Origin of the sequence: Umbribacter vaginalis, assembly GCA_001552935.1 — a bacterium.
Classification (GTDB): Bacteria; Actinomycetota; Coriobacteriia; order Coriobacteriales; family Eggerthellaceae; genus Berryella; species Berryella vaginalis.
In genome coordinates this window covers 199,084-213,352 of the sequence record KQ959713.1, presented here as the reverse complement: position 1 = coordinate 213,352, position 14,269 = coordinate 199,084, and the positions used below count along the sequence as shown (strand labels likewise).

At 44.2% G+C, this 14,269-nt stretch carries 10 protein-coding genes; 6 read left to right on the top strand and 4 right to left on the bottom strand.

Going from position 1 to position 14,269, the window contains the following annotated elements; all coding sequences use genetic code 11:
• Positions 1-77: 77 nt before the first annotated feature.
• From csn2 to cas9, 4 genes are read right to left on the bottom strand one after another with little or no spacing between them, the layout of a single operon-like run.
• A complete protein-coding gene (gene csn2, locus HMPREF3190_RS07060; protein ID WP_066781695.1) occupies positions 78-776 on the bottom strand; it encodes a type II-A CRISPR-associated protein Csn2 in 699 nt (232 codons plus the stop codon).
• Positions 773-1,105, bottom strand: a complete 333-nt coding sequence (cas2, locus tag HMPREF3190_RS07055) for a CRISPR-associated endonuclease Cas2 (RefSeq protein WP_066781693.1) — start codon at positions 1,103-1,105, stop codon at positions 773-775. Before cas2 ends, csn2 begins: the two co-directional genes overlap by 4 nt.
• Positions 1,102-1,983: a type II CRISPR-associated endonuclease Cas1 gene (gene cas1 / locus HMPREF3190_RS07050; RefSeq protein ID WP_066781691.1), complete on the bottom strand. Its 882-nt coding sequence runs from the start codon at positions 1,981-1,983 to the stop codon at positions 1,102-1,104. The genes cas2 and cas1 overlap by 4 nt, the downstream gene beginning before the upstream one ends.
• Positions 1,970-6,178: a type II CRISPR RNA-guided endonuclease Cas9 gene (gene cas9, locus HMPREF3190_RS07045; RefSeq protein ID WP_066781689.1), complete on the bottom strand. Its 4,209-nt coding sequence runs from the start codon at positions 6,176-6,178 to the stop codon at positions 1,970-1,972. The genes cas1 and cas9 overlap by 14 nt, the downstream gene beginning before the upstream one ends.
• A gap of 505 nt (positions 6,179-6,683) precedes the next feature.
• On the opposite strand from cas9, the gene tilS reads away from it, so the two are divergent.
• The 6 genes from tilS to ftsH all read left to right on the top strand — a co-directional run bounded on the left by tilS (position 6,684) and on the right by ftsH (position 14,261).
• On the top strand, positions 6,684-7,853 hold the full coding sequence (gene tilS / locus HMPREF3190_RS07035) for a tRNA lysidine(34) synthetase TilS (RefSeq protein ID WP_082715243.1): 1,170 nt from the start codon (positions 6,684-6,686) through the stop codon (positions 7,851-7,853).
• A 224-nt stretch (positions 7,854-8,077) separates the two neighbouring features.
• Positions 8,078-9,541, top strand: a complete 1,464-nt coding sequence (locus HMPREF3190_RS07030; RefSeq protein WP_066781684.1) for a YcxB family protein — start codon at positions 8,078-8,080, stop codon at positions 9,539-9,541.
• Positions 9,542-9,712: 171 nt separating this feature from the next.
• Positions 9,713-10,405 (top strand): Maf family protein, encoded by a 693-nt coding sequence (locus HMPREF3190_RS07025; protein ID WP_449676403.1) that lies wholly within the window; start codon positions 9,713-9,715, stop codon positions 10,403-10,405.
• Positions 10,406-11,008: 603 nt separating this feature from the next.
• Entirely contained in the window at positions 11,009-11,560 is a 552-nt protein-coding gene (gene hpt / locus HMPREF3190_RS07020; protein WP_066781762.1) for a hypoxanthine phosphoribosyltransferase, read from the top strand.
• A gap of 5 nt (positions 11,561-11,565) precedes the next feature.
• On the top strand, positions 11,566-11,721 hold the full coding sequence (locus HMPREF3190_RS07475) for a hypothetical protein (protein ID WP_156425756.1): 156 nt from the start codon (positions 11,566-11,568) through the stop codon (positions 11,719-11,721).
• Positions 11,722-11,792: 71 nt separating this feature from the next.
• Positions 11,793-14,261 carry an ATP-dependent zinc metalloprotease FtsH gene (gene ftsH, locus HMPREF3190_RS07015; RefSeq protein WP_082715229.1) on the top strand — a complete coding sequence of 823 codons (2,469 nt, stop codon included), beginning with the start codon at positions 11,793-11,795 and terminating at the stop codon, positions 14,259-14,261.
• The last annotated feature ends 8 nt before the right edge of the window (positions 14,262-14,269 follow it).

The following is a 14,269-nucleotide window of genomic DNA, read 5'->3' as shown; positions in this document are numbered from 1 at the left end:
CCAGTTAAAACGACACTGCTCCAAAACCATGGAGCATTTCGTTTCACTCTCCATTGCAAAAAGAGTGGGTCGCTTAACTAGCAATTCTTGTAAATTGTTTCACATAATGCCTCGTCAACAACAAGATTATTGCAACCATTATACACATTGTTAGGTATGGCATTCTCCAGAAAGAGCATTGAAATAGGAGCTTTTAGCACTTCTTCAAGGAAAATTTTTAGTTCATTGTCACTCAAAAAGAGCGACAAATTAACAAAAATAATTACTTTTTTATAGTGTATGTCTTGTGCAAAATGCAAGAACTGTATAAGCTTGTCAAGGAGCGTAGATTGTTCTGAAAGCTCAATACCGAAAGCAAATGATTTCAGAAACTTATCTAAACTCCATTCTACTGAAAAAGTATAATCTGCGCTATATTGCAGAGCATAGGTGTTGATAAGTGAAAATAGCTGATTTGCTTGTTGTTGTATTTCAAGACTTTGATTGATATCAGATTGCATGGTTGCGCAGAGCTGTTTTTGTAATTCTCCTATAAAGCTTTTATCCGACCAAGGAAGATTAAACGGATCAATAATCACGGAACATGCTTGAAGTGGACTGATAGCTTTATTGTCCTGATCGATAAACGCATAGGGTTCTTGCGCATGTTCTCCTAAGTGCGACAGCAACGAGCTTATTATGCGCGTATAGAGTATCTTGCTATGCACAGAAAGCATAAAAGGCTGATAAGGGTTAATATCGCACGTATGTTCAAAGCCGTTAATGCATAATTTCATATAATGATCAGCCCTTTCAAAGAGGTTTCTCTATCATTAAACGGCGCCTCTCCCGTAAGATATGTCATATTACTAAATTGTTTTTCAGTAATGCGTAATACTTGTACTAAACCCTTAGGCGGCTTATGTTGCGTTAGTCGTTCCAGTGCATACATATACGCAGCATCATTTATCACTAGGCGCACATATACCGATTGCTGCATAAACACAAAGCCCTCATTAATCAAAAATCTGCGAAAGTGTCGATATTCCTTTTTATCGGCCTCCGTAAGAATAGGAAGGTCAAAAAATACAATCATGCGCATATATCGTACTCGTCTATCGGTCATGGCATTGCGTTAAAAGAGCTGATATCACTTACAGGAATGGTTTTATTAAGGGCATTTATACATTCGCTTATATACATGTGAATAATTGAACGCAGCTTATAAATGCCGTTTTTGTACTCAAATTCAAGGTTTGGCATATCAATAAGATTGTATTTTACTTCTCGCGTAAGTTCGCTAAATTCCCCTTCAACAATAATTCGATCAATAACAGGCCGAAATGGCTCCATAAAATCGCAGCTTAAATTGAATGGGTTGGCAGGGCCTCGATGATAAATTCCGCATTGCAACAATAAACCTTTGGCAGCAAGCTCTCTGTTTAGTATAGAGAGCAAAATAGCATAGCCATAGTTAAGCATTCCATTGATAGGCGAACCGTCATCGCGTGAAAAATGAGATCCAAAGAGCGCTCTAAAGTAAATATTTGCAGCTACTGCCTCGCGGTTCGTTGTATCGCCCGATTTTACAGTACGCGCCAGTTCATAGAGTTGATTGGCAGGATTAGTATGACCACAGTCAAGGAGCACATCGGCTTGGTTATTTATTTTATGCATAATAATTTGCTGCCATACACGTTTTTTGGACGGTTCACTCCATTGTAATTGCTCGTTGGATCGTTGGAATATGTTATACGCGCCAAAAAGCGGTAATAATTGACCAACGGGATTATGCCGTTCATCGGGGATAATAAGGGATATTTTGTTTTTTGCGAGCTCCGAGAGCAAGTAAGCGCTCAGGTATGCCGTCTGCGTTTCAAGGCAGACGGCATCAAACTCGCTTAAATGTATGGAATGGGTATTGTGCTCTGTACGTATAACCATGCAACCGCTTTGGTAGGAGCACTTACATGGGTTTTCTATAAATATCTCACGAAATGCCAATGGTTTCCTTTCGCTCGAACATGCCTGTTACGGATTGATCAATAAAGGTCACCGTGGTGGCGGGATCATTAAGCAGTGAGTTTAGATTAATGAGTTTTACGCCTGCTGTTTTTGCACCACCAAATATTTGAAGATTAACTACATTGGATTCTGCATTAATAAGGTTAAAGAGACCATAAATTGAGTTCTGTAACTCAATACGATCAGGTATGTCAAGGCAATCGGCCAGTTTTTCTGTAAGGTTTAAGCGTCTAAATACATCAGGAGCAATACGCGGTGCATTACGCAATATGTATACCACCAGTTCTTCTAAGGCACTGTCATCCAGTTCTTTTTTGTCTTCTATAGCATTGATTGCTCCATAAAGATGCATTGGGAAGGCAAGCTGAAGCGCATTTCTTACTTCTTTTTTGCCTGTTATGTAGTAATAATCGCTTACTGAACGATCGCTGTCTCCACTGCATTGGCTAATACAAATAAGCTGATATTTTGGAACGCACGCGCGCTCGATACGCTGGAAGACCAGATCCTTTGTTTTTCTTTTAGCGTTTGGCACGTTTTCATGTTCTACCAATTGCTTGGCATACTGTGCTAAAGCACCTCTATCATCACGATTTATGTTTGCTGCTATATACAAGGGCACACCATCGAAGCGATACTCTACATCTCCTTGTTTGTTAAGCACGCTATAAATAAAGAAGTGTGCGTAGTCTTTCCCTGAATAACCACCATATTTCTGAGTGTCTAAATTCTTTTTAAGCGGAATAAGTGAATCTGGTGTTTTCTTCTTGTCGTGCGGCGAGTAAATGGTTTGATCCCAGAACTGGCCAGCATCGATAAAAGGTCTTCTGGTGAGATATAAATTTTTATAGCTAAGCGCACGGCGAAGGCGTTCTATCTCAGAAGCGCTATTCCATATAGTGTCACCGTTTTCGTTACTATAATCGCAAAAGAAACTATGCGCCATAAAGCTGCGTGAATCGAAATTCCGAGTTTGAGCACTGTGTTGCAACTTGCTTTGAGCAATATATGCGCGTAATATTTTTACGTATCTTACAGGGTTTTCATACATATCGGGAAAGCGCGTTTGTACAAAGCGACCCATGGTAGATGCCAGCAGCGCATCATGAGCATGATGGAAGGAATTGGCAGTACGTGATTTATATAAGTTGCATGCTATGCGTACATCGTGCGACAACGAAGCTTTAACAGGAATAATTTTCGTATCAGGTAGAATTCTACTCAATTCATCGCGTAGAACTTTTACTATTTGACTTGTTTCTACTAATTGTCTATTAATGAAACCTTTAATTTGAGCATCCGATAAAGATTTACGTTTCAGGTTATTGTGTTTCTTTTCGGATATGAGCCCAGCTTTTTCAAGTGAAGTCCAGAATGGCTCTTGTTTTGCTTGAATGACGCTTGAAAGCAGCAATGAGTCGCTTTTTCGTTGGTTTTCGCTTGCGTAAACCAGTACCCTATTGTCAAAACTGTTGTCTGTTATGTAGGATTGAGGGATAACGTGGTCAATTTGATAGCTTGAAAGATTGTTAATATCAAGCGATTTGCCAGAATACATGCACTTCCCGTTTTGCGTAAAATACAAAAATAGTTTGTCGTCAATATTTTGTTTTTTGTAGGTTTCAAGCAGTTCTAAGGAGTGTTTAATTGCTGGTGCATTTGCCTTATCAATCGATTTAAGCGTTTCTAGGTTTTTCTTTAAGCTGGAATAACGTGATGATGTGCGCGTGTTATGTTTCCCATCTTTTTCATCGCGTGTTGTTTCAATATAAATGCACGTAGGATCATGCTTAGTGATTCGTCTGATTTCACCAACAATATGCAGCGCTTGATTTACACCGCGTTTAATAGCGGGTGACATAATGGCTGTGTCAAGCACACTTTCGTTGGTTTTGGCAAGGTGCTCGTTGTTATATTCCTCAATTTTTTTATCGAATTCGAGCTTTTTGTCGGTAATTACTTGCATAAATACCAACGTTCTGCCGTTTTCTGGATGTCCATTGCGCAATACGTCTATAATGCTCTCACGGCCACGTGGCGTTTCAACAGTTAAGCCCGACAATAATTGTTTCGAGCATTTTCCCCAACCGCTAAATTTGCGACGTGCGATTGTTTTAATTTCGTCCTTGCTGAACATATCTCCAAAACGTTCTTTAATTTTCTGTTCGAAAATTTCTTTATCTTCAAAGATGGTGCCCCACAAAATAAGTTGTTCCGCTGTTTCTATTTGTTGTGCAGTTAAATCATTTGCTGCATCTACGTTAAAGAGTTTGCGGAAGAAATGGTGCGAGCTCAGCGTCGATTCAAAGCCATGTTCGCCCTGACCGCCAGCAACGGAGTTATTGATGTGCCCTTGTGCCTTTAAATAGTTCGAAACATCGGCATAGCTTACTTTTTGTTTTTTAAGAAACAGCTGGCGGTATATTGCCTTGCAGTCTTTGTTGCTGAGCGGCATTCGACGTTCTCCATCGCAATTCCATCGCGCTCCGTTCAGTTCGTTAAGAACGCAAAACTCTTGATATAGCAGCGATTCTTTCGGCAATACGTCTTCGCCATATAAATAGGTGCATTTACCTGTCATGCGTAAAATAAATGCTTCTGCGCTGGCAGATTTGTCGATAATACTGTCCCAGTTCCATGGGTAAATGCGCTGGTTTTCTGCGTCTTTATTGCGTTTGGACCAAGCGAATTTACGGCCATTGCGTTGTATCCCTTTTTGGGTCAGAGGCCCTACATAGTAGGGAATTCTAAACGTAACAAGCGATTCCAATTTCGGCTTAATTTTTGTAAGGAACGGGTAGTGTTGAGCTTGATTCTCAATAATGAGCTGCATTTCTTCCAGATGGAATTGATAAGGATACACGCCATTATCGCTTGTTTTTTGACGGCGCAGGAATTTCTCTTCATCGAAATCTTGCTTCATTTGTTGGTATGCTGCATCGTTCACCGCATCAGTATTTTCAAAAAGATCCTTGATATATTTCTTGAATTCATCATAATCGGTGCTATGTTGCGCATTGTAGCGTGCATACGTACATAATTGCTTTTTTGCCTTTGGGTCTTCGGCGCTAAGGTTAAAGCACTCGTTGTAGCGTTGCGGATTATATTTTCTTACCAGTTTTTTAAGAGTTCTCAGTTGTTTGCTGTAGAGCGCATATGAGTAGCAATGATACGCAGAAAGGGTACATTGCGCTGATTCGTTTTTAACTGCTGTATTATTTAGAATTTTTTCTACAATTATTCCAGAATATAAATTGAGGATACTTTGCAGTAATACCTGATTGGCATCATCAATTGTTTCTTGCAATTTGAGGATTTTTTCCTCTTCATTGCATTTTGCTTTGTATTCGTCTTTTTCACCTTCAATATTGAAGATAATTTTGAAGTCGGTTTTATATCCTAACAGTGCTTTTGTTAATTCGCCTGCAATTTTATCGTTTTCAATGCATGTCGCGAAAAATGTTTTAAGAGTGTCCTTTTTTTGCTGGTTGCTTTGCTGATGAAAGCACGTATTCAATTGGCTTGCAAGCGTTGTGGTGCCGTCAATTTCGTGAAAACAAAGATCATTATTTTCACACCACAGCTGCAGCTGATCCAGAAAATCGGCAATTTGGCTATCGAGGTTAAAGTTTCTTACATTAAGCGTTTTGTTGTCTTGATATAAAAAGTTCCCTCGGTATTTCACAATATTGTGCAACGCTAAATAGATAAGGCGCAGATCAACCTGTTCACTGCACTCAACTAAAAATTTGCGCAGGTGAAAGATGGTGGGGAATTGCTGGTAATACTCCTGTTCATTGGCAAATATTTGAGCGCCGCACAAAATAGGTTTGCCGCCAAACAAATAACCTTTTCCTTGTTCGGTTCTGTCTTCTTGCCACAACCTCGATTGGTTTAAGCGAATAAAAAAGTTTGAATCGCATGATTCCATTTCTGCAGCGAACTGCTCTTGCAGCAGGGAAATACGCCATCTACGACGCTTGAGTCGTCTGCGTGCACCGCGCGCTTCCCGTGTTTCTTGTGCGGTTGATGCCGACTCAAACAGGCGCGAACCTAAGGTAGGCCGATGGTTAAACGTAAAGAGATCGCCATCGAGTGTGGTAACGGCCCATCCGGTAGAACCAGTGCCTACATCGAGCCCAATTGAATAGTCTTTTGCATTGCGAAGTTTCATGTTGACAGAGCTCCTTACGTGTTTTACACTCTAGGTGTTTTAATTACCAGTTAAAACGACATTGCAAGTCAAAATAAAGCTGTAGCTTAAAGACTCACTTTGTGAGCGATGTGTAGACATCAACTCTGAACTCCTTCGGGAGTTCTTTTCTTTTATTTTCAAGTATTATGTAGTTACAATCAAGAATACACGCATACAGCTACGGTAAGCGGCTGTGTTTTGCACGTGATGAGTTACTGCGCACGTTGAGGGCACTGCGGTTTGGGATGGGCACTGTGTACGTAGAAGGCACTGCGGCACAGAATGGGGCTTGCGCACGTCGCGGGCACTGCGCATGCCGATGGTACTGCGGTGCGGCATTCGTGCACAACCCCAGCACACGTAACACCTGCACGTAACACCTGCACGCACCGTTCACAAGCCCCCATCAGCACGCCATTGCCCATAAGCGCCCGCACAATTCCCAGACAGGAGAACACGCGTGAATGCTTCTAAAAACACGTCGATGAAACCGTTACCAGAAACGGATATATCACAAGTTCAACAGGCACTTCCTAGTACCTGTGAAGAGTTCGTGCACACGCTTCGTGCCACCATCGAGCGTAATCACCTTGCACATCCGCACACACCAGTGCTGTTGATGGTTTCAGGCGGTTCCGATTCGTGCGCGCTTGCGTATGTAGCGTGGCTGTTGCGTGAACGTGGTGTGTTGCAGCACCTGGCTATGCTGCATGTGAACCATTGTTTGCGCGGCTTTGACTCTGATGCTGATGCTGCGTTTGTGGAGCGCTTGGCGGCGCACTTGAACATCCCTCTTTTTAGCTGCCGCATTGATATTGCTCGCATGGTGCGTGATGAGCAGGGTAATATGGAAGCTATCGCACGTCGCGAGCGTTACCGCGCAGCACAAGAAGCGCTTGAAAGTTTCTGTACTCATTGCCAGCTTGCACCCTCGCACGGTGTCTTCTGCACCGCGCACACGGCAAACGATCGCGCTGAAGCGTTCTTCATGCGCTCAATTGTGGGCACTGGACCAGGTGGTTTTCGTGCCATGCGCTACCGTAACGGGCAGTGTATTCGCCCTTTGCTTGACGTGTCACGCGAACAAGCGCGCGCGTTTTTGCGGGCGTTTCCCCATGTCTTACCTGGTGAACACGGGGAACTTTGGCGAGAAGACGCTACGAATGCTAACACCGATCACTTTCGCGCATATGTGCGCCATACGCTTGTTCCCGCAGCTGAAAAGTGGAATCCGCAATTTCTAACAGTGCTTACGCGTAGCATGAATTTGATTGCTGATGAGGACGATTTTCTTGAATCGCTTGCTCACGATATCGCCTGCAATCAGGTAACGTGGCTTGATGAAGGTGCGGGATTGGGTTGTGTGTATCAGCATGGATTTCTGCTTGCGCCCCAGTTGGGCACGTATCATCTGGCGTTGTGTCGGCGCGTTGTGCTGCAAACGCTGAAGCGTATGCTGGGCGATGATGCGCGTATCGAAACTGCCAGCGTGCAGGCTATTTTGAGCGGTTTTGTGTATGATGAAACATCGGGCGCGTGCCATATGAACAGCGGATATGTTGCGAACATTCAAGGAAATTACGCAGTAAGTTCCAATAAAAAGGGTGTTCGTGTTGAACCGATGAGTGCGTTTCGCGCACGACGCAAAAAGTAGTCACGTGCATTGCGTATCAACATGCATTGTTCGAATTAATTATTTGAGTACTTGATCTTGCGCCTCTGATTTTTTATGCATGATTTTTTGTGCTTACTTATGGTTTCAATTTTTCTATCTAAGTAGAAGATACGAAAGAGGTAACGTCCGTTTACAATTACAGCCGTGGTATTTAACATAATGGAACAACAGATACTATCGTAACGTTTATGGAGAAAGCGAACATGCCAGATTCTTTCACGAACGAAAAACATAAAGAAATTCCTATGAGTGAGGCGAATCCACGTTATTGTATATCGTACACGCATACCTGGGAAAACTATTACAGGATGAACAGGGATTTATACAAGCAGAAGATGCTGCACATGGGTGCAGTAACTTTTATTCTTTTAATGATTGTTGGAACTGTTTGTATGACAGCTGATACGTTACAGCTGCTTGGATGGGGCGTTTATTGCGCTGCCATTCTGCTTCTTGGTGGCTTGCCGTTGATCTGGAAATATATACTCCGTTTCCAATTTCGAAGACAACAGGTAAATGGTAACGAGGAATGGAATTATGTGTTCTACAATGATTCATTTACCGTGCATACGAAGAACACTATCGTGACAAGAAAATATTCCGATTTGTATTGCATAGTTGAAAGTGCCGATTACATTTATTTGCTACTGGAAATGAATCACGCTCTTCCAGTTCCACGCGATAAGGCACAGTGTGATACATTTCTTCTTAGTTTGGGTAAGCAGCGAAAAAAAGATAGAATTGCATCGGTACTCTGCTGGTTGTATGTACTAAGCGGTATTCTAACAGCATTTTACGGAATGACTGCAGCGCGTCTTCCATATCAGTGGCTTTTGCAGACGTGGGTATATGTTATATGTGCGGCAATGCCATGTATCTGGATTATTACAATAGTGCTAACAGGTGTTTCTTGGAATCGGCATCGTATTTCCTGTGTACAAAAGACTGGTGTAAGAATCGTACTTCGGGTTTTATTGTTTATGCTTTGCAGTTTACTTATTTTGGGTCTTGGTTTGTTTGACACGGTATTTATTTTTGATCGATACCCGATAATAAAAAATGACAATGGAACCTACACAGAGCACGTGGACGATAAGTATGCCCCTTTTGAGTATTATCTTTATCAGTCGCAAGGACCGTTTTTCTTGAAGTATCTTCGGCCAATGACAAATGCAAATGATACAGATCCGACAATAAGTGAATCAGAGTGGTTTTCTCGAATGGAGAGTAACAACAGTACAGCTGGAAAGTTAACAACTGAATATCGAGAGGACCCTTCTCGTGCGTTTGATACTTCTGTTCAGGATGCAGAAGAAGAGAAACGACGAATCGGAGCTCTTAAGATATTTGATATGTATTTTGTACCGCAAGGCTCTACGTTTAAGGAGCACTATACTGCTAAAGGGGATAGATATTTTGTCCTGCATGAAAGCAACTCGGATATTGCCTATTTGCAGTATGATAGAGATTCTAAGAATGGTAATTGTGGCCTTTATGTCGTATTTAAGGCTATTAAATCTTTAGATGGACGCTGGTCGCCCTATGATACACAGATGCAGAACATATATGCTTATGAATACAACACTGGTACTATTGTAAAGAGCGATAAGGCTAGTTGGTCGGATGCTGGAAGTGAAGAGTATCGCACGTTGACGGGCGAACTATAAGAACAGTAAAATTCCGTTTTGGATCAGCGAAAATTCTAATATGCAATAGTCTTGGGATCTTCACGTTATTGTGTTTATGCCAGGGGTGAATTCCTTTAAGGTTCTATAATAACAACGTGTTAAACGTGCATTGCGTTTCAGCTAGAAACAATGCAAAGGAAGTTACACCATATGGCAAGCAATCAACCACGCGAAGGACGTTACATGGAGGAAAGCATTCTTGATAATCAGCCAATCGATTTGGTGCTCGCGTCAACATCGCCTCGGCGCAAACAGCTTTTTGAACAGGAGAAATTGCGCTTTCGTGTTCTTAGTGCTCACGTTGATGAAACGCTTGATGCCGATTTGCGTGCGCGTCCGTTTGATGCTGTGCAAAAGCTGGCCGAGAAAAAAGCCCACGCGGTAGTAAATGCCATTTTGGCTGATGAAAACTATCGTGGCTTTCTGGTGGTGGTAGGCGCTGACACGATGGTTGCGCGTGGCGGGGAAGTGTTCGGCAAGCCTACGTCCGCTTCCGATGCAACGCGTATGCTTCGCGCGCTGTCTGGCACATCGCATTACGTGCACACGGGCGTGTCGGTGTGGTATTGCTTTGCAGGTGAACACGAGAGTGATTTTTCACTTGCGTATCGTAGTTTTACGGACACAACGCGCGTTACCTTTAGACAGCTTAGCAGCCTTGACATTGAAACATATCTTGCAACGGGTGAACCGTTTGACAAAGCGGGTGCGTATGGAATTCAAGGCAGCGCCGCCCAGTTCGTGCAGCAGCTTGACGGCCTACGCTCCACGGTGGTTGGCTTTCCTATGGAGCGTTTTCTGCACGAATTTGCTGATGTTGTACAGCGCGTGAAACTTTCATGATGACGTGGGGAACGCGTTCTCCACGAGCTCATACGCGTGTCCTACGAGCTCATATGCGTTCCTGAGTATCTGAGGCACTGCCTTTGAGGCACCGCCACGTTTCCAAGCACTTACCTTGCTCTTCCCATGCGTTTACACATATTTGCACGCGCGCGCCCGTTCGAGCTGCACGTCTTCAATAGTTGGGAATTTTTGTGTCGCGTTTTCACACTCGCGCCCGCTCGAGCGTAGTGTTATCCTGCACGAGCATTCGTTTCCCAGTGTCACCATCGCGTTCCCAAGCAGCTGAATCGCGCTTCTTAGCATCAGTATTTTGCTGCAATTGAGGATGTTTTATTTTATGCGCGCGACCTGAGCTCATCAATGCCGCGTAGATGCTACAATAATGAACCGTATCATTACATTTTCAGGCGAGGCGCGTTTGTGCTTAGTTATGCATTATAGTTATGACAGGCATAAACCGGTACGCCCGATTGGGGTTAAGGACGCATAACTATGACAACACAGCCTGCATATTCAGATAAAACACCAGTTCAAATGACAGGTTCTCGAAGCGAACTTGCTCAAGCTGATGGTGCGAATACCGCATCGGCGCACTATGATATGCACAACGACATTAAAGAGGTGTTTTTCACCGAGCAGCAAATTCAAAAACGAGTTGCTGAACTGGGAGACGCTCTTACTCAAGAGTTCCAATCGGTTGCTGATAAAGGCGAAACGATTGTGCTCGTGTCGGTTTTGCGCGGTGCTGCAATTTTCATGGCCGATTTGGCGCGTTATATGAACGTGCCTCTTGAGATGGACTATATGGCCATTTCATCGTATGGTTCGGGCACGAAAAGCTCTGGTGTTGTGCGCATTTTGAAAGATTTATCGTCCGAAATTAAGGGCAAGCACGTTATTATTGCCGAAGATATTCTCGATTCAGGCCTGACGCTTACGTATTTGCTGAAGAATCTTGCTTCGCGCGAGCCAGCGTCGCTTTCGGTGGTGCCTTTGTTGCGCAAAAAAGTAAAGGAACAAGCACCCATCGATTGTTTGCACGTTGGTTTTGAATGCCCCGATGAGTTTATTGTTGGCTATGGCCTTGATTATGCTGAAAAATATCGCAATTTGCCTTATATTGGTGTTTTGAAGCCCGAAGTGTACGAATAGGAGTTTTGGGATTAGCACCAGCGGCGGTATCAGCGTTGCACGAACAGCACAAGTGCCGCGAATGGCACAAGTGCCGCAAGCACGACCGCTACGAGCATGAACAGCATGACCAGCACAAGCACCGCACCAGCACAAATGCCACTACCAGCACAAACACGTAAAACTACGGTACCTACCAAATGGTATAAAACAGTACAAAACGATATAAAACGGTACAAGAAAGTTAGGACTTATGGCACAACAACGAAACAAGTTCAAGCCAAAACCAAAAAAGCTGCGCACGCTTATCATCAATGTGGTCATTGTTGCCATCATTGTGTTTTTAGTGGGCCGCCAGCTTATGTTTGGGCAAAACGGGCAGCAAGGAAACACCGATACCTTAATTACCTCGGAATTTGTATCTGCTGTACAGCAAGACCGTGTGAAGTCGGTTGTATATGACGCTGGCTCGTATACTGTAAGTGGAACCTATTACCCGGCAATTACTGCTGGTTCGCAAATTAGCTCAGCGTTCAAAGATTCATTTGAAGCGCTGAATGCTCGTTCAGGTGAACAAGCTCGCGTGCATACGCCTGCGCATGCGTCATCAAGCGCAAGTGCTCAGGCGGGTGAAAATGCACAAGTACCAGGGGTAAGCACGTCACTTCTCGATTCAAAGCAATTAGGTACCGAGCGTCATTACACATCAACCTACCTTGGACAAAATTCGCTCGATGCGTTGCTGAAAAGCCATCCGCAAATTTCGTACGAAATTAAGCTTCCATCACCCTTTAGGGAAATTTTGCAGTCGGTTGTGCCTGTTATTTTGATGGGTGCGTTACTCTTCTTTTTCCTGTTCCAAGTGCAAAAAGCGGGAAGTTCACAAATGGGATTTGGTAAAACGAGTGCACGCCGGTCTATTGAAGAGCGTCCTGATGTTAGCTTCGATGACGTTGCTGGTGCCGATGAAGCGGTTGAAGAAATGCGCGAAGTGAAAGACTTTTTGTCAAATCCTGAAAAATATAAGGAACTGGGAGCACGTATTCCTCATGGTTGTTTGTTGGTTGGCCCTCCTGGAACTGGTAAAACGCTTCTTGCTCGAGCTGTTGCTGGCGAAGCTGGCGCGCCCTTTTTCAGCATTTCAGGATCCGACTTTGTTGAGATGTTTGCGGGTGTTGGCGCAAGTCGCGTGCGCGATTTGTTCAAGCAAGCAAAAGAAGCTGCACCGTCGATTATCTTTATTGACGAAATTGATGCTGTTGGTCGTAAACGTGGTGGCGGCTTTGGTGGCGCGCATGAAGAAGCAGATCAAACGCTCAATCAGCTGCTTGTTGAGATGGACGGTTTCGATAAAAACGACTCGGTTGTGCTGATTGCTGCTACAAACCGTGCCGATGTGTTAGACCCTGCACTCTTGCGTCCAGGGCGTTTTGATCGCCAAATTCTTGTTGATGCACCTGACGTGCGCGGACGCGAAAAAATTCTGAAGGTTCACGCTAAAGGCAAGCCCTTAGGAACTGATGTTAATTTGAAATCAGTTGCTACGATTACGCCTGGTTTTACGGGTGCCGACCTTATGAATTTGCTTAATGAAGCTGCGTTGCTTACGGCACGTCGCGGTAAAAAAGTTATTACGCAAAGTGAAGTGAGCGAAGCGATGGAGCGCATCGTTGCTGGTCCTGAGCGTAAAGGTCGCGTCATGACGGAAAGCACGAAAAAGACGATTGCGTATCATGAAAGTGGTCATGCACTTGTTGGATTCAGCTTACCGCTGGCCGATCCCGTTCATAAAATTTCGATTATTGCACGTGGGCGCGCACTTGGTTATACCCTTAGCATTCCTGAAGAAGATAAAGTGCTGAACACGGTAGGAGAAATGAAAGCTCAGCTTGCTGTCTTTATGGGTGGACGCGTTGCTGAAAAGCTATTCTGCGATGACTATACAACAGGTGCTAGCAACGACATCGAGCGCGCAACAGCTATGGCGCGTGCTATGGTTACGCAATATGGCATGTCGCACGTGTTGGGCAACCAAACTTTCGCAAAGCCACGTGAAGAGGCGTATTTGGGCGGTAATGCTTGCAATTATTCAAGCGAAACGGTGCAGCTTATCGATAAGGAAGTGTCGCGTCTGCTTGATGAAGCGTATAACTGTGCGCTTACCATTTTGAAGAACAATGCAGAACAAATGCACCTGATGGCGCGCGTGTTGCTTGAGCGCGAAACCGTTGAAGGCGAAGCGTGCAAGGCGCTCCTTGAGAACAAGTGGGATGAATACGTAGCGCGCGAGCCTGAACTTGAAGCTCAACGTGAAGCTGAGGAGCAAGCGGCACGCAAAAAAGACAAGGATGTTCTGCGCAAGAAAGCAGCCGATGAAAAACACGAGAACCACACGCACGGAAAGCATAATCGTCACGATGGAACTGTGATTGATAAACTGGAAACGATGCTGAGTGCCGAGGGTATCAATGTGCAAATGAAACCTGAACGGCCACTTGAGCGCGATGACGAGGATGCGTCTAAAGCGGCTTCTAAAACAGCAGCGCCCAAGGTGGCGCCTAAAGCGGCAGGCAAGCCGGCTTCTACAACGACGAAACCAGCCTCTGCACCTGCGGAAAAGCCAACTTCGCAATCGGCCGACGCTGCGGACACAACACCCCAGGCTACTGAAAAGCCGCTTCGTGGCACTGGTTCAACTAAGTCTGATTCGTCGAAGGAGTAAGCGCTGTT